This window comes from Kangiella sp. HZ709 (genome assembly GCF_009674675.1).
GTDB lineage: Bacteria > Pseudomonadota > Gammaproteobacteria > Enterobacterales > Kangiellaceae > Kangiella.
Window position 1 is genome coordinate 1,624,376 of record NZ_WKJC01000001.1, and the last position, 22,466, is coordinate 1,646,841.

Genomic DNA, 22,466 nt, shown 5'->3' on the forward strand with positions numbered 1-22,466 from the left:
TGCGATGCCTTATTACCGAAGCACAGCTAGATAGGCTGTTATATAAATCCGGCATTGGGTACAATAGAAACAATTATCGACAAAGTGGTACGAATTCTTATGAAAGATCTTCTAATTGCACCATCAATTTTATCAGCTGACTTTGCACGTTTAGGCGAAGAGGTGGAAAATGTTCTGGCTGCGGGCGCAGATTGGGTGCACTTTGATGTAATGGACAATCACTATGTTCCAAATCTAACTATTGGTCCAATGGTATGCCAAGCTTTACGTGATTATGGAATTAAAGCCCCAATTGATGTGCATTTGATGGTAAAGCCTGTGGATCGAATTATTCCAGACTTTGCTAAAGCGGGCGCCACTTATATTAGCTTCCATCCTGAAGCCACTGAGCATCTTGATCGAACCATCGGTTTGATTAAAGAGCAGGGTTGTAAGGCAGGCCTTGTGCTTAATCCAGCAACGCCACTTGATTGCTTAGAATATGTGATGGATAAATTGGACTTAATTTTATTGATGTCAGTGAATCCAGGTTTCGGCGGGCAGAAATTTATCCCTTCGACTTTAGAGAAAGCCAAGAAAGTACGTAAGCTTATCGATGAATCAGGTTACGACATTCGTCTTGAAATTGACGGCGGAGTCAAAGTAGATAACATTGGCGAAATTGCAGCTTGTGGGGTTGATACTTTCGTAGCGGGTTCGGCAATTTTTAATACTGACGACTACCAAGCGACTATTAGCCAGATGAAACAAAATGCTAAGGCGAGTCGTTAATTTTAAGCGATGCGCAAACTAGTATGGCTACTAGCCATCTTATTAACCTTCGGGCTCATTGCTCATTATTTTAATGATCAAACCGCTATAAAAAACTGCCTAGAACAAGCGGGCAGTTTCAATTATCAAACTGACTTTTGTTCACTTAAAGAAACTTATCAAGGCTCTGATAGTTTTATTCTCAATCACTTGCCCTTTGTTTTAATGTGGCTGATCGCAACGGTTATTGCGGTCATGAGTGTAGTAATGGGTATTGTTAAAACGCCTGTGGAATATGAAGAGTTTTTAAAGAAAAAGTTAAATAAAGATTTGCTCGCGGAGACTTTAGGCGAAAAAAAACGGCTGTTAATGATCGATAATTACGATTCGTTTACCTATAACTTGCTCCAGTATTTTGGTGAGATCGGCTTAGAGTTAGAGCGGCAACCTAAAGATGGGATGTATAGTTTAGAGCTTATTGTTAAGCGTAATGATGAAATAACACTCGAACAAATAGCAGAATTAGATCCTGATTATCTAGTGATATCGCCGGGACCTTGCACCCCGAATGAATCTGGTATTAGTTTAGAAATCCTAAAAAAATATGCAGGAATAAAGCCAATACTCGGAGTTTGCTTAGGGCATCAAGCGATGGCTCAAGTTTATGGTGCAACTATTATTCGTGCGGAAAAAGTGATGCACGGAAAAACTTCCGATATTTATCACAATGGACAAGGTGTCTTTAAAGATGTACCAAATCCATTCAAAGCAACACGCTACCATTCTTTGATCATTGAGCAAACAAGTTTGCCAAATGAATTTGAGATTACTGCTTGGACGCAGGACTCAGTAGGGAATCTTGAATATATTATGGGTATTCAGCATAAAGACTTATCAATGCAAGGAGTCCAGTTTCATCCAGAGTCGATACTTTCTGAGAGTGGACACCAAATCTTACGCAATTTCTTAAGCAGAACTGCCTAGTCTCAGTATAGCCTCAAAACTCAATGTTAAAAATTTTTGACATTGATTGGTTGATTAATGCATAATGATGTTAAATATTATTAACATCGAGATTTATATGACCTTTAATGAAAAATCTGCTTGGGTGATGGTTTTAGCACTTCTAATCGGAACTGGGATATTGGCGTTCCTGATCAACGGTACTATGGAGTACCATTCACAAATACCTTCTGAAGCTAGTAGGATGATTGTTCTTGGTCCATTCGTGGTGTTTATTATTGCTCTAATCTTTATGTCGATATTTGGTCATATTGTTATAGCTTTATTTGCTCCAAAAGATGCCAATAGCAGCGATGATGAAAGAGACAAGTTAGTAAAGTTACAGGCGTCAAAATATTCGGCGATAGTTCTTGGTGTAATGCTTAATCTATTGCTCGTGAGTTACTTTATTTGGGATTTCAATGGTCTGCTTTTTTATGGAATATTGGTTTCTTTAATCGTTAGCCAGCTAACAGAATATATCCTTCAATTAATTTTTTATAAAAGAGTCCTGTAAATATGACAAAGCGCTTTCCAATTAATAATAAGGTGCGTGAGCTTAGAGAACAGCATGGACAGCTCTCTCAATCGGAACTGGGTAAAATTGTGGGAGTCACTCGGCAAACCATTGCAGCAATAGAGCAAAGACGATACTCACCGTCACTGGAGGTTTCTTTTAAGATTGCTAATTATTTTAATTGCGACATTGGAGAAGTGTTTCAATGGGAAGAATAAAAAAGCCTGAGATTAACTCAGGCTTTAAAGGATTTGTATTTTCTACAAAAAAAGGAAAATAAAAAAAGCTATCGTGCCCCAAAGATGACCATGGTTTTACCTTTGACATGAATATGACCTTGCTCTTCCAGTGCTTTTAAAACTCGGCCAACCATTTCACGAGAACAACCAACAATACGACTTAGTTCTTGACGAGTGATTTTAATCTGCATACCGTCTGGATGAGTCATAGCATCTGGCTCTTTAGCAAGTTCAAGTAAAGCATGTGCCACACGTCCAGTAACATCTAAGAAAGCTAAATCACCTACTTTACGACTGGTTTTTTGTAACCGTATAGCTAGTTGAGTGGATAGCTTAAACAAGATATCTGGATTATCTTTAGTGATTTGACGGAAGCGCTCATAACTGATTTCTGCGACTTCACACTCAGTCTTGGTACGAACCCAGGCGGTACGATCATGCTCATCAGTGAATAAGCCCATTTCACCAAAAAAATCACCAGGATTTAAATAAGCTAAAACTAATTCGCGTCCTTCGTCATCTTCAATTAATACTGAAACTGAGCCTTCTAATAAGAAGTACAAAGTATTGGATGAATCACCAGCATAAATTAAAGTGCTTTTAGCAGGGAAGCGTCTTCGCTGACAGCTGTCTAAGAAGCTTAAAATAGTTTCATCTTGCGCCAAGTGAAAAGGTAAAGGCATCTAACAATCCCGAATTATGATATTTATGCATTAAATACTAATCTTCTACCTGACCAAAAGCAAATTAACGATTAAACTATAAGTCTTGATATATTAACTGGGTCACAAAAAGACCGTTGGGTGAGATAGATGAAAGTAACTGTTGATTGGATAGAAGGTTTAAATTTTGTTGGCGCCAATGAAAAAGGACAAAGAGTAACTTTTGGTGGTGAAGGCGACTATGTTTCACCTATGGAAACTTTGTTGATGTCGGTTGGTGCCTGTGCTTCTATTGATGTGGTGATGATTTTAGAGAAAGCTCGTCAGAAAGTTACAGGCTGTCGCTGTAAATTAGAAGGAGGCCGTGCTGAAGAGCCACCAAGAAGCTTTACCGGACTTAATTTACACTTTGTGGTTGCGGGTAGTGATTTATCAGTAAAGCATGTGACTAAAGCTATAGACCTATCAGTAGAAAAATATTGTTCAGTGATGCACTCTTTAGATAAAGAAATGCCAGTGAGCACTAGTTTTGAAATAGTACCGGTGTAATTAGCGGAATATAACAGAGGGATGAGTAATTTGAAAAGACCTGACAATCATTTAGGCATGCGTCATTTGGCACTATTTGTCGAAGAGTTTGAAGCTACTGAAAATTTTTATGTGGAGCTGCTGGGAATGGAGGTTGAATGGCGACCGGATGAAGATAATGCTTACTTGACTTCAAAAGGTCATGACAACTTAGCGCTGCATCGTAAACGGTCAGAACTGGATACCTCTGGTGGTCAAAAGCTCGATCATTTGGGTTTTATTATGAATACAGCAGAAGAAGTTTATGAATGGTATGAATTTTTGAAGATTAATGACGTGGAAATTTTTACCAAGCCAAGATTGCACCGCGATGGTGCTACGAGTTTCTATTGTGCGGATCCGGATGGGAATCGAGTGCAAATGATTCACCACCCTCCAATATCGAGTAAGAGCTCCTAATTGTTAACAATACTTTATATATTGTTATTTAAATATGCTCATCTATAGTTATAGGGTTTGCAGTAGATATTTCTATATTGCTTTAAGGCGATTAGTTGAATTTAATCTTTGAAGTATCCGGATGTTTCCCTGTCCATAACCCAAAAGATTCAGCTCCTTGTTCGATGAGCATGCCGAGGCCATTTATTTGTTGAGTGGTAAATTGTTTGGCATTAGCTAAAAAGATTTCTGCTTTTTCACCATAGTTTAAATCATAAGATTTAGCATCAAGATCAAAGTAAATATCTTTTAAATAATGCTCACCATTTTTGCTTACCGAATTAACCACTAAATCGATATGATCTTCTTTTTCATAAACTTTAATATGACCAAGATGCTTTAGATCTTCTGCTAGTTGCTGCGCTTTAGATTGAGTTCGATTGATCAAATAAACTTCAAAACCATCGAGTAATAAAGAAGAGGCGATACAGCGGGCGACAGCGCCAGCACCAAGCAAAACAGCGCGCTTATTATTAAAATCGATTTGCTTATTATAAAGATCTCGAAGAAAGCCCATACCGTCAGTGCTATCACCAAGAATACCATCTTTAGTCATAACTAAGGTGTTAACACTGTTGGCATCTTCCGCACGCTGAGTGATCATATGGGCATAATCGAGTGCCTGAAGTTTAAATGGCGCAGTAACGTTTAACCCTTTACCGCCGCCTTGAAAAAAATCATTCAAAACACGATTGAAGCCTTTGCTAGTGGCACAGATTTTTGAATAACGAATATCCAAAGCAAATTGTTTAGCAAACTGTTGATGTAGGTTTGGCGACAGACTGTGGGAAATAGGATTGCCGATAACCCCATATCGTAATTTGCTCATAGGCCTACCCAATCACACCAGCTATTAGATAAAAGACAATGGTGATTGAGCCAGCGAATAAGGCATAAGGCAATTGAGTTTTAACATGCTCTAATAAGTCACAACCTGCGGCCAGAGAAGAGATCACGGTGGTATCGGAAATGGGTGAAGCATGATCGCCAAACACGGCTCCGCCCAAGACAGCACCTAACAGTAAACTCGGATCGATACCAAGTTGTAAAGCAATAGGCATAACGATACCGATTAAGATGCCAAATGTGCCCCAAGAAGTACCGGTGGTAAAAGCAATAAATCCAGCGAGCACAAAGGTTAAAGCTGGAATAGACCAAACCGGTAAATTATCACTGATGGCTGAGGCGACAAACTCGCCAGTTCCTAATGCTTTCATAGCAGAAGATAAAACAAAGGCAAGTAACACTAGGGTCACTAAGGGCAAAAGTTTACCCATACCGGTAAAGCACTCTTCAGTTAATTGCTCGGTGGTTTTATTTCCATTAAAACGAAGTAATACAACAGCTACTAAAATCGCGATAATAATCGCCCATAGTACTGAAGAGGAACCTGAGCCTTGGGTAATGTTGCCATTACCTGTGATATACATAAAAATTAATATGCTCGCTATCATGGTCACTAAAGGGATCATCATAAACCGCTTTTTTGTAGCACTGATACTTTCCGCAGGAATGCTGGTTTCAACAGCTTTAAGTTCTGCGGTTTTCATAGGACCATAAACTTTAGTGCTAATGACAGTATAGAAAACAATGGCTAAAGTAATTAAGGCGTAAAAGTTAAAGGGAATACTGCCAAAGACAACCGCATTAGCATTTTCAACAGGAGTGTCGCTAACATAACCAAGAATTGCGGCTCCCCAACCATTGATTAAAATTAAAACACTAATAGGCGCGCAAGTAGAGTCGATAATATAAGCTAAACGAGCGCGACTCATCTTGAAACGATCGAATAAGCTTTGCGAAGAAACACCGGCGGTCAAAACGCTCATATTGGTATCGATAAAAATACTAGAGCCTAAGATCGCAGGAAGCAAACCAGCACGTCTTTGGTTATGTACATATTTTTTTGAGGTCAACCAGTGTACTAAAGCGCCAACACCACCCGATTGCTGGATCAGATGAATCAAAGCACCGATTAATAAACTAAATAATAAGACCTTAGTGCTATAGCCACTCGAGAAAATACCGACAGTTCTATCAACCATTTGCACAAAAGCACTGAAAGGATTGCCGGCTGTCAGCAATAACTCAGCAGAGAAGATAGCAACAACGAGTGCTAAAATAACGTGGCGTTTCCAGATAGCAATGATAATTGCTAAAATAGGTGGCAAGATAGTGAGCCAGCCGAGTTCTGATAGTGGCATAATGTTATCGAATTATTGGAATAAGCAAACCATAAATCAAAGCTAAACTAATTACAATGACGATAGAGCAAAGTAAAAAAAAACAATTTATTGCCGGAGCAAAATGCCCCCAATGCGGTGAAATGGATGCATTGGTTTTTTATCGTGAAAAGGATAAGCCGGTGCGCGAATGTGTTGAGTGTGACTTTATTGAAGTTCTAACCGAAGAAGAAAAAGAGCAGCCTGATGCCGCTCTTAATATAAAAATTATTGAATTGTGATAGTTGTAATTAGAAACCAATAATTAAGAGTTTGCAGCTAATTTTAAACCTTTCTGATAGGTTTCCTGTGCATTTATTGGATGGCCAGATTGCTCATAAGATTGAGCTAAAGCGTAAAAAGCTTTTGCACTGGCTGAAATTTCGATGCTTTGCTCTAGATAATTGCTGGCTTTGCCCCAAAGTTTTGATTTTAGAGATAAGTACCCAAGGCAATACAAAAGCTCCGCATTTGCAGGATTAGCCTTTAACCATTGCTCGGCGTGACTTAGTAGTTTACTCGGATTGTTACTATTAATAGTGGCATATAGTGAAACTAGCTCGTTATCCCATTCCTGCTTTAGACTTTGCTTAATGGTTTGCTCGGCTAAATCGGTTTGTTCATCTTCTAATAAAGCAGTGACATACACTTTGACTATACATGGATCTTTTTTCAAAGAGCGATGTAGCTCTTCCCATAGACCAAATATCTTACCATTGCCTTTAGTTTCAGAAGATTTTGCGCGATTAAAGCGTTGTCGCCAAGCTTCTAATTCAAGCTTCTGAAAATATTCTTCATCAAAAACACCATGTTTTTTTATCTTAGGCAAGATTTCTATAATGGCTTTCCAATCGTTAAGGTTTACGTAAACTTTGTGCAGTAATTTCAATACAAAAGGATGGTTTGCATTAATGGTTTTAAGATGATTTAACCCAGCCAATGCGCTTTCGTATTCTTTACTGCCAATTTGCAACTCAACTTGTGTAAGGCCAACCGCCATTTGAGCTTCGGGTTCGGAGTTGGCGGCTAATTTTAAATAATGGTCGCGCTGTTTAATATCTCCTTGATATTGGGCAGCCCTAGCAGCGCCGAGGTAATTAATAAGTTTGGTATTGTTAGCCGAAGCGCTTTTACTAAGTAAACCTTCTGCCGTTTTCCAATGACCCTCAGATAAGGCAATCATGCCATCGATAGTTTGTTGACGCGCTTTTAAAGATTTTCTACCACCAAACCAACCTAGGGTTTTATTGCTAGTGGTCAGTAAATAACGAATTAAAATCCAACCTAGCCATAAAACTAATGCGGCGATAATTAATACCGTAACTGCAAAATAGTTTTGGAACTCGATAGCAGTTTTGTCAAATAAAATATAAGTAGAACCTTTTATGTTTCTAACAAATGGAACCGATAGTAAACCAATGAAAAGGCCTGCCAATAAATACCAACGCAATTTCATTATTGTTCTCCGTCCTTTTTAGAGTCATCAGACGTTTTTTCTAAACGCTCTAAAGTGTTTTTTATCTTAGCGTCGATATTACCGCTTTCACCTATTTCATCGTCTTCTACAATATCAGTGGCGGTTGATGCAGCAGGAGATTCTAATGGTGAGCTTTGTAGCCATTGATTTAATCGTTCTTGATTATTCGATTTAATAAAATCCAACGATTGAAATTTATTCGGAAGTTGCACAGATACTTTGGCTTTAGCCAACTGTTGCAATTGTTCTTGAACAAAATTGGAAGCGCTATCTTTTTGATAGTATTCATTAATCCAGCTGGCCACTTCAGCGATAGAGCGATCATAACTTTGCTGTTGATGACGCAATGCTGATAGTTGAGCAGTTTGCAGACTTAACAAAATATTCTGCTGTAATAAATCCGATTGTTGTGGGCTAATAAATGGTTTAACGGATTGGTCGTAACTATGCACTTTGTAATAGTCACTAAAAGTATTTTTAATATTGCCTTTAAAAGTTTGCCATGCAGAATCTTCGGTGATTTCGGTTTCGATGAACTCGCTGGAAGCTGCCTCTTCAAATTTTACGCTGGCTAAGGTTAGGTCTTTAAGTTGTGACTGAATCGTATCCAGTTTAACTAAAATACCGTCGATGTCGATGCTAACATTTGATTTGATTTGCCCAATGTCTTGACTAATGGCGCGGCGTAAACCTAGCAAATTAGTATCACCACTGGCTAATATTTGTTGGTCAGCGGCTTCTAATAAAGCAATGATTGAAGCAGTATCGTCAGAGTAGTGGACTTTTTGGGCAGCTTGTCTAATTAAATATTCAGCTTCGGCAACTTGCCAGTCACGAGCTTGAGTCGCAGCGTCCGCACTTAAAGATTGGAATTTACGCTGACTGGCGACCAATTGCTGTTGTAATGATTCTACCTGCCTTGCTAACTCTTGCTTTAGTTCGTCATTGGATGCACTTTGCTGATTATTTGAGTTGAGTAGATTCTCAATTTGTAGGCTTTGAGATTTAAGCTGTTTTTCGAGAGCCACAATACGGCTGAGTTCATTATTAGTTTCAGTGTTGCTAGCAGTGCCACTAAAATAATCTTGATTCCATAACCAATAGCCGCCATAACCTATTGCTGCTAACAACAATAACCAAAAAACGGTTTTCAGCATGCCGCCTTTTTTTGCAGGTTTCTGATTGTTATCTTGTTCCTGATCAAGCTCTAGGGCTTCGATGATTTCATTTTCGTGTTGATCCGATTCACTCATGGTATCACTCTGCTGTGTAAGGTTTTGTTCTGTAAAGTTGGCTTGAATAATATTGTCGTTAGCCTGAAGCTGTAAACGCCAATTGATCGCTGCTTCCAACATGTCTTCATTCGAAGCACTGGCGGCAACTAAAGTATTTTTGATTCCAAGCTCTTTAGCGCTATGCTCTATTCTGCTACTTGCACAAATAAACACAACCGATTGTAGCAAAGAATTTTCAGTTGTTTGCATTTGTGGCGTTTGTTGCAAAGACAGTTGATGGGCACTTAAACTCAACAATTGCTCGCTGGTAGCCAATACTGCTGTCTTAGTAGGATTGTTAATTGAAGGAAATGTTTGTGCAATGGCAACTCGTTGGTAGACTTCCAGTCGCTTAACGGTATGTTCAATGGCAAGTTCTGCTTCAAGAAGTTTTCTGCCTTGATTACCACAAACTAACAGAATATTCGCTGGTTGCTTTGAATCGAGCAAGCTTGAAAGTAACTCTAAAATACCTTCGCTATCCGCAGTGAGAGGAGTTTTGGATTCTAAATTAAAACCCGAGATAACCTTTTGAGTAGCTTTGCCTACGGCAATAATGCCTGATCGTTTAATTGTTGAAACTTGCTGTTTGTCGAGTGGCTGCAAGAAAAATTGCGCAGCTTGTTGGCTTATGAAAATAATGTAGTCGTAACATTCTTTCTCATTGAGCCAGTTAGATAGATCTGGAGTATCATTTTCAACAAATTCGATTAAGGGGCAGTTTTCGACATGAAATTGATTGGCGATAAGTTGATCGCAAAGTTCGTCGGCATAAGGTTGTGGCCTAGTGACTATGATCAATTCATCGCAATCAGACATGGTTACTGCTCGTCAATATAAGCTTGCATCAATTGATGTGCGCCTTGAACCACCAATTTTTCAGCAGCTTGATTACCCAAAGTGACGGCTTCCTGCTTATGACCGCTGGCTTCAGCCCATATCATACTATTATCACTCGCGCCCACTAGAGCTTTTAATTGCATATGATCGTTATCTAAAGTCGCAAAAGCAGCGACAGGAACCTGGCAACTTGCCTCGAGAGTTTCGGTAATGCGGCGCTCAGCTAATACTCTTAATTGGGTATCGCTATCGTTCAATGGCGCTAGAATCCGATCAAGTGCTGGGTCATTGCTTCGGGCTTCAATACCAACGGCTCCTTGCCCTGGAGCGGGTAGCATTTGTTCAGGACTGATGCTAGAAGCAATTCGCTCTGATAGTTTTAAGCGCTTAAGCCCAGCTGAAGCAAGAATAATGGCATCGTATTCACCGTTATCGAGTTTAGATAGGCGGGTACCTACATTTCCGCGTAAATCTTTAATTAACAGATCGGGTCTTAGCGCCAGAATTTGTATTTTACGGCGCATGCTAGAAGTACCAACAATCGCGCCAACAGGCAATTCATCTATATTATTATAGCGATTAGAAACAAAAGCATCGGTTGGATCTTCTCGCGGGCAGATGACTTTTAATTCTAGTCCTTCTGGAAATTTATAGGGGACATCTTTCATTGAATGAACCGCGATATCGGCTCGACCATCTAACATGGCCTGCTCAAGTTCTTTAACGAATAGTCCTTTACCACCGATTTTAGTAAGGGGTGTGCCAAGAATTTTGTCACCTTGAGTGGTCATAGGTACCAGCTCAACTTTAAGCTCGGGGTGGTGTTTTTTGAGTTCTGATTGAACGTATTCTGCTTGCCATAACGCTAACGGGCTTTGGCGGGTTGCGATGCGTAAAGTGTTGGTACTCATGTATTACTTTTGAGTGATATTCAATAAGCAAATCTTATCATAAATAAAGCCTTTAATGCCTGCTGATCTATTGAATTAATTCAACAATCAAAAGTTAGACTTTAAGGAAATTGCGTATATCGGCCTGGTGGCGTCGACTAACTTCGGGTTTGTTGTCAGTTTCATTGAGTAAAGCCAGCATGGTTTGTCGATGCTGCTCTACTCCTTGTAGAAATTTTGGATTGATAAGACTTGAGCGATGTATGCGCAAAAAAATGTTAGGGTAGGCATGTTCAAAATCTTTAAGGCTGTCATTGGTTAGGTAAGTTCTTTCTTTGGTATGTATTTCGGTATATTTTTGATCTGCATGTAACCAGATAATGTCCTGAATATTTAGCCGATAAGTGGATTGGCCATCTTTGATGCTATAAAAAGTAGTCGTTTCAGGGATTAGTTTTTGTACGGCTTTTTGTAAGCGTTCGCGTCTGATCGGTTTTAGCAGGTAGTCAGTAGCATTGACGTCAAAGGCTTCTAGTGCATACTCGTCATAGGCAGTGGTGAAGATGATTTTTACCGCTGGATATTGCTCGGAAAGCCAGTTGGCCAATTGAATACCATTCATACTAGGCATCGAAATATCTAAAAATACTAAATCTGGCTGTTGCGCTTGTATTTCCTTGATGGCGGTTTCTGCATTCTCAGCCTCGCCGATGGCATTGAGTATATCAATCGAACTAATAAGACGTTGTAAACGTTGGCGAGCAGGAGCCTCATCATCGACAATTAAAACGGATAGCTGGTTTAAGTGATGCATAAGATCCTTCTTACTCGAAATTAAAACTGGCTTTTTTAGGCACTTTTATAATGCAGTAAAAAGTGTCTGCTGATTGATGATAGTTTAATTCTGCACGACCTTGATAGAGCACTTCTAAGCGTTGACGAATATTCTTTAAGGCCAATGAATTGCCCTTATGAATAGACTCGGTAGAACTAGGCAACGGATTGGTAATTTCAAGTTGAATATGCTGTTTGGTACTTAAACCTTTAATTAAAATTTTGCCGCCATCGGTGCGATTTTGCACCCCATGATAAACGGCATTTTCAATAATGGGCTGCAATAATAAAGGTGGAAAAGGTACTGAGTCGCGAATAGTATCCGTTTGCCACTCATACTCAAGCCTTTCTCCAAGTCGCTGCTTCTCTAGCTGTAAGTACTGATTACAAAGCTGTTTTTCATCTGCAAATGGGATCAATTTATCGGAACGTTGCATACTGGCACGAAAAATATCCGCTAAATCTAAAATAGATTCTTCGGTTTTTTGCGAGTCCACGGGCGCTAGATTGGCCAAAGTATTTAAGCTATTGAATAAAAAATGTGGGCGTATTCGCGATTGTAATGCTTGTACCCTGGCTTCCGCTTCTGCTTGAATTTTTAACTGATTGTATTGCTGTAAGTAGTAGTAGCGGAAAAAAATACTACTGACGATAAAGGCAATAGCGGTATTTCTAAACAGAGTCCAAAGATTAATTTCACCAGTGAGATAAGTCATCAGGAGCAAGCTGTATATAATCGCAACTAACACGGTAGTGATAAGAGCGACTAAAGAAAACTGTTGTAAATTAAGTTCGGCAAAACGTTTTTTTATGAGGCATAAAATACCGACGCTGGTTAAAGCGGTCCATAAATTAAACAGTGCAAAGCTGGATAGGTTTAGCCAAAAGCTAAGGCGCCAATTATCAATAACCAATGCCATGAGCAAGGCTAATAACAAGCAAGCAATAACAGTGAGATACAAAATGCTCACCTGACAAAAATCAGGGAGCTCTGACATGGTAGGTAAAACTTTGGTGGTATCCTTGCTCATTTGGCTAATAGTCGCTGATTTGAAGCAAAAAAGCCAATAAAATCAAGACTCAATCAGTTAATTGACGCTGAATGTATTGACTAACTGCGGTGATTTCAGGGGGGCAAACCGCATGTGGCATTGGATAGTCTTGCCATAAAACTTGAAAACCACTATCCGTTAGCGTTTTAGCGCTAAATTGAGCGCGCTGCATAGGCACCACTGGATCTTGTGAGCCATGAGCCATAAAAATAGGAGTGGCAAGGTTGGCGTCAGCTTTCTCTTCAGCTAAGTGATCAGCCATGGTTAGGTAGGTAGATAAAGCAATCACTCCAGCGATTTTAAAGTCTAAGCGAGTGGCCAAGTGTAACGTCACTGCGCCGCCTTGAGAAAAGCCTGCTAAGATAATTTTATCTGCAGGAATACCGTTATCCAGTTCTGCTTGGATGAACTCCATTATAAAGCCTGCTGACTGTTTGACTCCTTTTTGGTCTTCTCTTTGCGCCAAATCGGCATTACGAATGTCGTACCACGCTCGCATAGGATAACCATTGTTAATGGTTACTGGAATAATCGGGGCATGCGGAAAGATAAATTTGATCCCTAAAGATTCAGGCAGTTGTAGCTGTGGCACAATCGGTTCGAAATCATGACCATCGGCACCAAGACCGTGCAACCAAATAACAGTCGCTTTGTGCTCCGATTTAGGTTCAAGGATAACGCTGTCTAATAATTTAGATTCTGACATAGGCATAGTTACTTCTAGAGTTTAGTGGTTACGGTAATAGATATTAAAGGTAAAGCTCAGACGAGCTTTAATAATCAAACTGGAAGTTAGCTTTAATACCAGTTTGCTCAGTAAAGACACGGTTAAATAGGTCATGCAAAGACTCATGATCACGATCGCTATACCAATCATCATTTTTCCAATCTAGGTGATAGCCACCACTTTTAGCAGCTAACCATAATTGCTGAACAGGGGCTTGGCGATTGAGGATTAATTTGCCGCCTGCACCTAAACTGATAGTTAGAATCCCGGAGCTGGTTTCATAGTCCAAATCCATATCGGTCTCTTGAATCAATGCTTCTATCGCATCTTCAATAACTAATAAGGTGTCGTCAATTTTTTGATTAAATTCGCTCGAGTTCATTGGCTGTATAAGTCTCAGGCTTAATTGGGTAAGGTTTTAATCCTTAGATTGTAAACTTATCTTGCAGATATTGCCAAGCTGATGCAAGATATTGAGCATTCAAATTAAGCGAATTGCTGGCCTGTTATGAAAAAAATCCAACGTCTTGGATCTGGCATTATCATTGCCTGTTTTGTGACCACTATTTTAGCCGCATGCGGACAAAAAGGTCCGCTTCGCCAACCTGAACCTGCTCCACAAGCAGTCACAGAGCGTCGATAAAGATGTTATTGCACTTTAGTAAGATGCACGGGCTTGGCAATGACTTCATGGTCATCGATGGTATTAATCAATCGGTTTTCTTAAATCAGGCACAAATTAGCCGCTTAAGTCACCGAAATTTTGGGATTGGTTTTGATCAATTAATATTGATTGAGGCGCCACAACATCCTGAAACAGACTTTCACTTTAGAATTTTTAATTCAGATGGTAGTGAGTCAGGACATTGTGGCAACGGGGCTCGGTGTGTGGCGAAGTATGTTCGCCAGCGCGGTTTAAGCTGGAAAAAACAATTACGTTTATCCACTAATACCGCAACCATGCAAGCCGAGCTTGAAGATAATGGTTTAGTCTCTATTAACATGGGAGCCCCAAAATTTGAGCCAGAGCAAATTCCGTTAAGGTATGCGCAAAAAGCACTGAGTTATGGGCTGGAAGTTGAAGGTGTACGCTATCAAACTGCGGCTCTGTCTATGGGCAATCCGCATGGTGTGATAACAGTGCCAGATATTGAAAAGGCGACGGTCGAAAAAACTGGACCAGCTTTAAGTCAGCATAGCTATTTTCCTGAGCAGGCAAACATTGGTTTCATGCAAATTATGGATAGGGAAACTATCAAGCTCAGAGTGTTTGAACGTGGAGTTGGCGAGACGCTAGCATGCGGAACCGGTGCTTGTGCAGCAATGGTGGTGAGTAGACTACAAAACTTAACGGAAAAGCGGGTGAAAGTAATACTACCAGGTGGTAGCCTATGGATAGAGTGGGGGGGCACTAGTCAAAATCATAGCGATGAAGTAAAAATGACTGGGCCGGCGAAATGGGTATTTGAGGGGCAAATTGAACTATGAATCCGGATAAGAGACTTCCGAGAAATGGCATCATTGAACAAAAAGTTGTCGAGTATTTAGAAAAAAACCCTGATTTTTTTCATTACCATGATGAGTTGCTCAATAAAATTAAGTTGAACCACAATGTTTATGGTTCTGTATCTTTGGTAGAAAAGCAAATTTTGAATTTGCGAGAGCGTGAGCAGCAGTTAAAAGCACAGTTAAAGGTGTTGATGCAAACGGCAAATGACAATAGCGAGCTCTTGTTAAGAGCCAGCAATCTATCAGTAAAGTTGATTTCTGCTCGCTCAGAACAGGAATTGGTAGATTCACTACAACATCAAATGATCAATGGTTTTGGTTTAGATGCATGTCGTATTTGGTTGTTTGATCCTAGTGGTACTTTAAATCACGTTAACTACGGTGAGTTAGCAACCATTCAACAATTATCCGATCAAAGGTTTATTACTGAAGAGCCTGCTTGTGGTCGAGTCACAGATAGTAGCGTACAAATTTTTGATGGCGAAAAGTCCATAGAGTCATATGCCCTAATTCCGTTAGGAGAAGGCGCGCAAATGGGAATTATAGCTTTAGGATCTAAGGATGCTAATTTATTTACTGCCGATTTAGGGACCTTGTTCCTTCGCTTGATTGGCGATGTGATGTATTCTTGTATGGAGAAATACCAAGAATAGCGAGAGTTGAAAGTACCGAGAATCAATCGAGGCAATACTAAAAGTATGCAAAATGATATTGATGCCTATTTAGATTATTTAAGTCATCAGAGGCATTACTCCGAGCATACGATTTCTAATTACAGGCGACAATTAATGCGTTTACAAGATTTTTGTGAACGTAAATCCTTAGTCAAATATTCTTCAATTCAATCGCAAGACATGCGTATGCTGGTGGCAGAAACTCACAGGAAAGGAGCTTCTGCGCCAACTATTGCTTTAATGCTATCTGCTATTCGTAAGTTTTTTGATTATCTGATTGCTAATAAAATAACTCTGGATAACCCTGCTAAAGGGGTTCGTGGCCCAAAAAAGGCAAAGCGTTTGCCGCGAAATATAGATGTAGATTCATTGAGTCAATTGCTCGATACAATGCCAACGAATACAGTGTTAGAAATTCGAGATAAAGCCATTATGGAATTGTTTTACAGCTCTGGAATTCGCTTAAGTGAATTGGTGGGAGTTGATCTGGCTGATTTGGATATAGCAAATACAGAATTGAGGGTATTAGGTAAGGGTAAAAAAGAACGACAGGTCCCTGTAGGTGCCACTGCCATTAAAGCCATCAAAAGTTGGTTGAAAGAGCGCTTTACTTTACTCAAAGATGAGTCGCAGCAAGCCTTGTTTTTAAATAAAAATGGCGATAGGTTTGGCCAACGTGGCATCCAACAAAGGTTAGCTCACTGGGGAAAAGCTTTAGGGTTAAATGATCGATTGCACCCGCATAAGCTTCGCCATTCTTGTGCAACCCATGTCTTAGAGTCATCAAGTGATTTAAGAGGAGTACAAGAGCTGTTAGGTCACGCCAGTATTGCCACCACCCAGGTGTACACACATTTAGATTTTCAGCATTTAGCCAAGACTTATGATGCTGCTCATCCGCGAGCCAAGAAGAAGAAAGAATGACTAGCACAATAGAATCAATCGAGTGGCATCAAATAAAAGTTATCAGCTTTGACCTCGATGATACGCTATGGGATAACTCTGGAGTTATAGAAAAGTGTTTAGCAGAGTCGTATCAATACCTCTGTCAGCGCGAGCCTTTAATTAAGAAGCACTTTACGATTGATTCAATGGAGCGAATTACCGAGCAATTAATAGAACTGGAACAGCCTGAATATGAAAATATGACGGTTTTACGAAAAGCAGTAATTAAGCAGGTACTGCAAGAAGTTAATGGCGACATATCTTTAGTGAATCCTGCCTTTGCAATTTTTTATCATTGGCGTAATCAAATAGTAATTCCAGAAACAACACACCGAGTACTAGAGTATTTAGCCAGGAAATATACTTTGGTGGCGACTAGCAATGGTAACTCGAATTTAAAAAAAGTTGGGCTAAGTGATTATTTTGATCGGCACTTGATCGCAGGTATTCATGGTCGGGCTAAGCCCTCGGCGGAAATGCTCAGTAACTTATTAGAACATTACCAAATAGATGGGGGGCAGTTAGTACATATTGGCGATAGCATTTTAACCGATGTAATGAGTGCAAAAGCGGCTGGGGTTCAATCATTAGAAATGAGCATTAAAGAAGTACCTCAATTGTTGGAAATTTAAAAATTTGTAAACTGAGAACTGACGTTGTAACAAAGCTCAAAACTATGTTTCTATTACACGAAGCTTATATTTAGGAATTATTATGAAAAAATTATTAGTTATATTTACCTTGTTATTTTCAACTTCTGTAATGGCCAAAGAAGATGCGGTTTATTCGAGTTTTTTTGGTGGTGCCATTGATGGCTATGATGCTGTTGCTTATTTCACGGAAGGTAAGGCGGTAGAGGGCAGTAAAAAAATTACTTTTGAGTATAAAGGTGCTAAGTGGCGATTTGCTTCAGAAGAGAATCGAGAATTATTCAAGGCTAATCCGGAAAAATATGAACCGCAGTATGGCGGCTACTGTGCTTTTGCAATGTCTGCCGATCGATTCGTATCGGTTGATGGAGAGGCTTGGCATATCGAAGATGGCAAACTTTATTTGAACTACAGTAAGTCGGTACAAAAACATTGGTTGGAAGATAAGGCTGCGCTTATTCTAGAAGCAGACGATAATTGGAAAAACTATTGGCAAGAAAACCAATAATTTTAAAAGGCTATGTAACATAGCCTTTTTTATTGACTCAATTATGTATTAGTAAATGAGAGGTCATTAAAAATGAAATATGTAATTGGTTTATTGTTAGTTTTATTTTCTGTAGAAGCGTTTGCAAAAGATCGCTTTTATCAAGGGCGCAGTTCAGGCGCTATTCGTGGCTATGATGTTGTGGCTTATTATACTCAAAGTGATGCGGTACGTGGTAGTAAGAAAATTACTCATAAGTATGGCGGCGCTGAGTGGCGCTTTGCCTCGGAAGAGAATCGTGATTTGTTTAAAGCGGATCCGGAAAAATATGTGCCACAATACGGTGGTTATTGTGCAAAAGCCATGTCTGGCGATCGTTTTTTAAAAATTGATCCTAAAGCTTGGACCATCATTGATGATAAGTTGTATTTAAATTACAGTTCAAGAACTCGTGCCACCTGGAGAACGGAGCAAGGAGATTTGATCGCGCAAGCTGATGGCTATTGGGAGAATCACCTAGTAGAAACTTTTGGCGAAACTCCAAAGGCATCTGAGCCCGCTAAAGCGATTGCAACTGAAAAAGTGAAAACAGCGGAGCCAAAACTTCAGCAACTAGTTAATTAAATTTAATGAGCTAAATGATAGCCTCAAGTTGAAGTTTGATTTTAGCTATTAAACGTTGTTTAGCTTCTTGTGAAGCCCAAGCAATGTGTGGAGTGACTACCAGATTAGACAAATCTTTTACTAGCAACGGATTGTCTTTTTCTGGAGGTTCTTGAGATAGGACGTCCAATGCCGCTCCAGCAATGATTTTTTTCTCTAAAGCGCTAGCTAAATCTTCTTCATTAATAATTGGACCTCTGGCTGTATTTATTAAATATCCAGAGGTTTTCATTTTCTGCAAAAAACCACTATCGACCATCTGATAAGTATCATCAGATAAAGGGCAATTGAGGCTAATAAAGTCGGCTTGTTTGATAGCATCTTCCAATGAAACTTGATTGTCACGCTTTGGACGATTTGGCAATTGAGCGAACTGCACATTCATTTGAAATGCTTGTGCCATTTTAGCTAAATTTTTGCCAATATTACCTTGCCCAATAATCAATAAATTTTTGCCAGCAACTTCTATAGTCGGGTAATTGGTTAAAGTGAAAACGCGGCTTGTTTGCCAAGCTCCAGATTTGACTAATGCATTATGCTCAATGGTGCGAGTCGCAAAATTCAGAATAAATTGGAAGGCCAACTGAGCGACGGTAAAGCTTGAATAGTCTTCGACGTTGAGTGCTGTAATACCTAATTCTTTACAGGCCTCTAAATCTACATTATTCATTCCAGTTGCTGTTAGTTGAATGATTTTTAACTCAGGTAATTGCTCTAACAAGGCTTTGTCTAAGATCACTTTATTGGTGATGATAACTTGCGCATCTTTACAGCGCTCTAGGCGTTGTTCCGGAGAGGTTAAAGGATAAGCTTTAAAGTGGGTAAATAAATTGGCCATTGGCGACAGGTCAACAAATCCTGGATCGCTTTCATTCCCTTGCCAGTTGCCCAAAGTATCGGCGTCTAAAAGAACTGCTGTCGTCATGAATAATTACCTAATAGAAAAAGAGAGTTGGCCTAATGGACCAAAATCGGCATCGTACTGGCCAACTTGTGCTGGGATCATGCTGCCCAAAGCGCCAGTGATTAAAATATCCCCTTTTTTAATACTATAGCCTGATTTTATTAATCGATTCAGCAGCCACTGCAAAGCGATTAATTGATCACCCATGGCATCTGTAGCCTGACCTTGAATTAAGGTTTGTCCGTTGCGTAATAATTGGGTTTGAATAGCATTTAATTGAATATCGCCAAGCGGCTGTTGTCTACCAATTAATATTTGGTTAGTAGCAACATTGGTTTTTATTAATGTTAATCCTGTTACTTTGCTTAGATCAGGATAGGCTAAATTTGGTAATTCAATCACTGGAAAAACTGTGTCGATAATCTTGTGAAGCTGTTCAGGTTTATTGATCGAATGGTTTAAATCAGAATTAAGGGTAAAGCCAATTTCTGTTTCCAACATAAGTTTTTGGTAATGAGCTAATTGGTAGGCTTGTCGGTTAGTGGACAAACCCGATTTGAATAAAACACCGGCTACTGGCTCAGTAACACCAAACTTAGCTTGCCCTACTTTTGAGGTGAGCCCTGCTTTATAGCCAATAATGGTTTTATTAGAGTTTTCGACTAATGATTTTTGTTGGACATAAGCTAGTGAAATAGAATCTTGATTTTCAAATTTAATAACTGAAGAACAAGAAAATAACGAAAAAGCTAATAATGCTGTCAGTTTTTTCATAGAATAGTTAACACTGAATATTTTTAATAAGCATAACTCAAATGGATGCCGCTAGCATACTCGATTCCTTAAACGATCCGCAAAAAGAAGCGGTTACTGCGCCGAACAAGGCTTTGCTAGTTTTAGCGGGAGCAGGCTCTGGTAAAACTCGGGTATTGGTGCATAGAATCGCGTGGCTGGTTCAGGTGGAGCATGTTTCTGCTCATAGCGTCTTGGCAGTAACTTTTACTAATAAAGCCGCGCACGAAATGCGTGGACGAGTTGAAGATATGCTAGCAATGCCTGCCAGAGGAATGTGGATAGGTACTTTTCATTCGATTGCTCATCGCTTGTTACGTGCTCATTACAAAGATGCTGGTTTACCCGAAGGGTTTCAGATCCTTGACTCACAAGATCAATTACGAGTAATTAAGCGAGTTATGAAAGAGCTTAATTTAGATGATAATGAATGGCCACCAAAGCAAGCCCAATGGTATATCAATGCTAAAAAAGATGAGGGATTAAGGCCGGGCAGTATTCATCATCATGGTGACTTTTTTATTAGCACTATGGTTAAGATCTATTATGCTTATGAAGAAGCTTGCAAAACGGCTGGTTTAGTCGATTTTAATGAGCTGTTGCTAAGAGCCTATGAGCTGTGGGCAAATAACCCAACTTTATTGAAGCATTACCAAGATCGTTTTCAGCATATATTAGTCGACGAATTTCAAGATACTAACCATATTCAATATGCCTGGATCAGGCTACTGACCAATGATAACAATCGGATAACGATAGTGGGTGATGATGATCAATCGATTTACGGTTGGCGTGGTGCCAAGATAGAAAACATTCGGCAATTTGAAAACGATTTTCCAGATTGCAAAGTTTCTCGACTTGAGCAGAACTATCGTTCTACCTCTACCATTTTGCAGGCGGCCAATGCCGTTATTGCTAATAATAATGATCGCATGGGTAAAAATCTTTGGACGGAAGGAAATCAAGGTGATCCTATTTGTTTATATGCAGCCTTTAATGAGCAAGAAGAAGCGCGCTTTATCGCTTCACGAATTCAGGACTGGGTAGAGCAGGGTGAATCCTATAACGATATTGCTATTTTATATCGCTCAAATGCTCAATCGAGAATTTTAGAGGAAGCCATGCTGCTCAAAGGTATTCCTTACAGAATTTATGGCGGTTTGCGATTCTTCGAACGTGCAGAAGTTAAAGATACCTTGGCGTATTTACGTTTAATGACTAATCGCGATGATGATGCTTCTTTTGAGCGAGTAGTGAATCAACCAGCGCGTGGCTTAGGGCAAAAATCTGTGGATTCGGTTCGAGAAGTTGCACGTGCAGAGCAAATTTCGTTATGGCAGGCCGCTACCAAAATGGTAAGTGAGCAGTTGTTAACTCCAAGAGCAAGAAATGCTCTGGAGGGATTTATTAAGTTAGTAGATGAGCTGGACTCGGATACGCAAGAACTAGAGCTAGGAGAACAAACCGAAATTGTGATTGAGCATTCTGGCTTGCTTGAAATGTATTCCAAAGAAAAAGGTGAAAAAGGACAGGCGCGCAAAGAAAACCTGCAAGAATTGGTCAATGCTGCTAGAGAATTTGATCCCGATGAAATGGTACCAGAAGAACTTCCTGATATGAGTGAATTAACCGCATTCTTATCGCATGCTTCATTGGAAGCTGGAGATAATCAAGCGGAAGAGTATCAAGAGTCGGTTCAGATGATGACTTTACACTCAGCAAAGGGCTTGGAATTTCCTTTAGTCTTTATCGCCGGTGTTGAAGAGAAATTATTTCCACACCAGATGTCAGTTGATGAGCCCGGTGGATTAGAAGAAGAAAGGAGGCTCGCATACGTTGGCATTACCCGAGCTATGAAGCAGCTTTATTTAACCTACGCGGAGAAGCGTCGCTTATTTGGCCGGGAGTCTTACCCCCAAGTATCACGATTTGTACGTGAAATACCTTCAGAACTCCTGACCGAAGTGCGTCTTAATACTCAGGTGCAAAGACCGGTGTTTGTTAAGGAATCACCTATCCGCAAGAAAGGCCCGGAGGGTTTCTATTTAGGGCAATTGGTAAAACACCCAAAGTTTGGCAAGGGTATCATCATTAATTATGAAGGCGATGGCCCCCAAGCCTCGGTCCAGATTAATTTTGAAAGCGAAGGCTTGAAAAAATTAATGGTGGCTTATGCAAAGTTAGAACCTATCAATTAAATTGTGTAAGAATATAAAAAAATCCGACCCTAAAAAAATTATTTAACGATTTCAAATACTGGTCAAAACTCCGACCAGATGATTCCATATTTTTTAACTAATTGATTTGTATTAAGTTTTTATATTAGAAAA

General features: G+C 39.7%; 27 protein-coding genes. 15 read left to right on the forward strand and 12 right to left on the reverse strand.

Features of this window, described 5'->3' with window-relative positions:
• Window positions 1-99 precede the first annotated feature (99 nt).
• The 4 genes from rpe (at window position 100) to GJS41_RS07635 (ending at window position 2,487) form a co-directional block, all read left to right on the forward strand.
• Window positions 100-771, forward strand: a complete 672-nt coding sequence (gene rpe / locus GJS41_RS07620) for a ribulose-phosphate 3-epimerase (RefSeq protein WP_154246680.1) — start codon at window positions 100-102, stop codon at window positions 769-771.
• 9 nt (window positions 772-780) lie between these two features.
• A complete protein-coding gene (locus tag GJS41_RS11660; RefSeq protein WP_154246681.1) occupies window positions 781-1,734 on the forward strand; it encodes an aminodeoxychorismate/anthranilate synthase component II in 954 nt (317 codons plus the stop codon).
• A 97-nt stretch (window positions 1,735-1,831) separates the two neighbouring features.
• Window positions 1,832-2,269 carry a hypothetical protein gene (locus GJS41_RS07630; protein WP_154246682.1) on the forward strand — a complete coding sequence of 146 codons (438 nt, stop codon included), beginning with the start codon at window positions 1,832-1,834 and terminating at the stop codon, window positions 2,267-2,269.
• A 2-nt stretch (window positions 2,270-2,271) separates the two neighbouring features.
• Window positions 2,272-2,487: a helix-turn-helix transcriptional regulator gene (locus GJS41_RS07635; RefSeq protein WP_154246683.1), complete on the forward strand. Its 216-nt coding sequence runs from the start codon at window positions 2,272-2,274 to the stop codon at window positions 2,485-2,487.
• A 68-nt stretch (window positions 2,488-2,555) separates the two neighbouring features.
• On the opposite strand, the gene crp is transcribed toward GJS41_RS07635, so the two are convergent.
• The gene (crp, locus tag GJS41_RS07640) at window positions 2,556-3,191 is read right to left on the reverse strand and encodes a cAMP-activated global transcriptional regulator CRP (protein ID WP_154246684.1); all 636 of its coding nucleotides are present in this window, start codon (window positions 3,189-3,191) and stop codon (window positions 2,556-2,558) included.
• Window positions 3,192-3,320: 129 nt separating this feature from the next.
• Between crp and GJS41_RS07645 the strand changes: the two genes are divergently transcribed.
• Together GJS41_RS07645 and GJS41_RS07650 are read left to right on the forward strand one after the other, a co-directional pair.
• Window positions 3,321-3,719: an OsmC family protein gene (locus tag GJS41_RS07645; protein ID WP_154246685.1), complete on the forward strand. Its 399-nt coding sequence runs from the start codon at window positions 3,321-3,323 to the stop codon at window positions 3,717-3,719.
• Between the two features lie 21 nt (window positions 3,720-3,740).
• Window positions 3,741-4,157 (forward strand): VOC family protein, encoded by a 417-nt coding sequence (locus GJS41_RS07650; protein WP_154246686.1) that lies wholly within the window; start codon window positions 3,741-3,743, stop codon window positions 4,155-4,157.
• A gap of 91 nt (window positions 4,158-4,248) precedes the next feature.
• Here GJS41_RS07650 and aroE read toward each other — a convergent pair whose 3' ends face one another.
• Both aroE and GJS41_RS07660 read right to left on the reverse strand, forming a co-directional pair.
• On the reverse strand, window positions 4,249-5,025 hold the full coding sequence (gene aroE / locus GJS41_RS07655; RefSeq protein ID WP_154246687.1) for a shikimate dehydrogenase: 777 nt from the start codon (window positions 5,023-5,025) through the stop codon (window positions 4,249-4,251).
• Between the two features lie 4 nt (window positions 5,026-5,029).
• Window positions 5,030-6,400, reverse strand: coding sequence for a Na+/H+ antiporter NhaC family protein (locus GJS41_RS07660; RefSeq protein WP_154246688.1), 1,371 nt, complete (start codon window positions 6,398-6,400; stop codon window positions 5,030-5,032).
• Window positions 6,401-6,456: 56 nt separating this feature from the next.
• Between GJS41_RS07660 and GJS41_RS07665 the strand changes: the two genes are divergently transcribed.
• A complete protein-coding gene (locus GJS41_RS07665) occupies window positions 6,457-6,660 on the forward strand; it encodes a YheV family putative zinc ribbon protein (protein ID WP_154246689.1) in 204 nt (67 codons plus the stop codon).
• Window positions 6,661-6,683: 23 nt separating this feature from the next.
• Here GJS41_RS07665 and GJS41_RS07670 read toward each other — a convergent pair whose 3' ends face one another.
• The 7 genes from GJS41_RS07670 to cyaY all read right to left on the reverse strand — a co-directional run bounded on the left by GJS41_RS07670 (window position 6,684) and on the right by cyaY (window position 13,894).
• Window positions 6,684-7,874: a heme biosynthesis HemY N-terminal domain-containing protein gene (locus GJS41_RS07670; RefSeq protein ID WP_154246690.1), complete on the reverse strand. Its 1,191-nt coding sequence runs from the start codon at window positions 7,872-7,874 to the stop codon at window positions 6,684-6,686.
• The gene (locus GJS41_RS07675) at window positions 7,874-9,988 is read right to left on the reverse strand and encodes a uroporphyrinogen-III C-methyltransferase (RefSeq protein ID WP_154246691.1); all 2,115 of its coding nucleotides are present in this window, start codon (window positions 9,986-9,988) and stop codon (window positions 7,874-7,876) included. Before GJS41_RS07675 ends, GJS41_RS07670 begins: the two co-directional genes overlap by 1 nt.
• Window positions 9,989-9,990: 2 nt before the next feature.
• Window positions 9,991-10,920 (reverse strand): hydroxymethylbilane synthase, encoded by a 930-nt coding sequence (hemC, locus tag GJS41_RS07680; protein ID WP_154246692.1) that lies wholly within the window; start codon window positions 10,918-10,920, stop codon window positions 9,991-9,993.
• 94 nt (window positions 10,921-11,014) lie between these two features.
• Complete coding sequence (locus GJS41_RS07685; RefSeq protein ID WP_154246693.1) at window positions 11,015-11,713, reverse strand: LytTR family DNA-binding domain-containing protein; 699 nt, start codon at window positions 11,711-11,713, stop codon at window positions 11,015-11,017.
• Between the two features lie 10 nt (window positions 11,714-11,723).
• The gene (locus tag GJS41_RS07690) at window positions 11,724-12,764 is read right to left on the reverse strand and encodes a sensor histidine kinase (protein WP_154246694.1); all 1,041 of its coding nucleotides are present in this window, start codon (window positions 12,762-12,764) and stop codon (window positions 11,724-11,726) included.
• 49 nt (window positions 12,765-12,813) lie between these two features.
• Window positions 12,814-13,491: an alpha/beta hydrolase gene (locus GJS41_RS07695; protein ID WP_154246695.1), complete on the reverse strand. Its 678-nt coding sequence runs from the start codon at window positions 13,489-13,491 to the stop codon at window positions 12,814-12,816.
• Window positions 13,492-13,558: 67 nt separating this feature from the next.
• On the reverse strand, window positions 13,559-13,894 hold the full coding sequence (cyaY, locus tag GJS41_RS07700) for an iron donor protein CyaY (RefSeq protein WP_154246696.1): 336 nt from the start codon (window positions 13,892-13,894) through the stop codon (window positions 13,559-13,561).
• 126 nt (window positions 13,895-14,020) lie between these two features.
• Between cyaY and GJS41_RS07705 the strand changes: the two genes are divergently transcribed.
• The 7 genes from GJS41_RS07705 to GJS41_RS07735 all read left to right on the forward strand — a co-directional run bounded on the left by GJS41_RS07705 (window position 14,021) and on the right by GJS41_RS07735 (window position 18,401).
• Window positions 14,021-14,155 (forward strand): lipoprotein, encoded by a 135-nt coding sequence (locus GJS41_RS07705; protein WP_154246697.1) that lies wholly within the window; start codon window positions 14,021-14,023, stop codon window positions 14,153-14,155.
• 2 nt (window positions 14,156-14,157) lie between these two features.
• Window positions 14,158-15,000: a diaminopimelate epimerase gene (gene dapF, locus GJS41_RS07710; protein WP_154246698.1), complete on the forward strand. Its 843-nt coding sequence runs from the start codon at window positions 14,158-14,160 to the stop codon at window positions 14,998-15,000.
• A complete protein-coding gene (locus GJS41_RS07715) occupies window positions 14,997-15,674 on the forward strand; it encodes a DUF484 family protein (RefSeq protein ID WP_154246699.1) in 678 nt (225 codons plus the stop codon). Before dapF ends, GJS41_RS07715 begins: the two co-directional genes overlap by 4 nt.
• 45 nt (window positions 15,675-15,719) lie before the next feature.
• Window positions 15,720-16,619 carry a tyrosine recombinase XerC gene (xerC, locus tag GJS41_RS07720; RefSeq protein ID WP_154246700.1) on the forward strand — a complete coding sequence of 300 codons (900 nt, stop codon included), beginning with the start codon at window positions 15,720-15,722 and terminating at the stop codon, window positions 16,617-16,619.
• Window positions 16,616-17,272, forward strand: a complete 657-nt coding sequence (locus GJS41_RS07725; RefSeq protein WP_154246701.1) for an HAD-IA family hydrolase — start codon at window positions 16,616-16,618, stop codon at window positions 17,270-17,272. The genes xerC and GJS41_RS07725 overlap by 4 nt, the downstream gene beginning before the upstream one ends.
• An 82-nt stretch (window positions 17,273-17,354) precedes the next feature.
• A complete protein-coding gene (locus tag GJS41_RS07730; RefSeq protein WP_154246702.1) occupies window positions 17,355-17,798 on the forward strand; it encodes a YHS domain-containing (seleno)protein in 444 nt (147 codons plus the stop codon).
• A gap of 72 nt (window positions 17,799-17,870) precedes the next feature.
• On the forward strand, window positions 17,871-18,401 hold the full coding sequence (locus GJS41_RS07735) for a YHS domain-containing (seleno)protein (RefSeq protein WP_154246703.1): 531 nt from the start codon (window positions 17,871-17,873) through the stop codon (window positions 18,399-18,401).
• A 10-nt stretch (window positions 18,402-18,411) separates the two neighbouring features.
• Here GJS41_RS07735 and GJS41_RS07740 read toward each other — a convergent pair whose 3' ends face one another.
• Window positions 18,412-19,365, reverse strand: coding sequence for a D-2-hydroxyacid dehydrogenase (locus GJS41_RS07740; protein ID WP_154246704.1), 954 nt, complete (start codon window positions 19,363-19,365; stop codon window positions 18,412-18,414).
• Window positions 19,366-19,371: 6 nt separating this feature from the next.
• Window positions 19,372-20,118, reverse strand: coding sequence for a 2-keto-4-pentenoate hydratase (locus GJS41_RS07745; RefSeq protein WP_154246705.1), 747 nt, complete (start codon window positions 20,116-20,118; stop codon window positions 19,372-19,374).
• A 41-nt stretch (window positions 20,119-20,159) separates the two neighbouring features.
• Here GJS41_RS07745 and uvrD point away from each other — a divergent pair, with 41 nt between their 5' ends.
• A complete protein-coding gene (gene uvrD / locus GJS41_RS07750; RefSeq protein ID WP_154246706.1) occupies window positions 20,160-22,334 on the forward strand; it encodes a DNA helicase II in 2,175 nt (724 codons plus the stop codon).
• The last annotated feature ends 132 nt before the right edge of the window (window positions 22,335-22,466 follow it).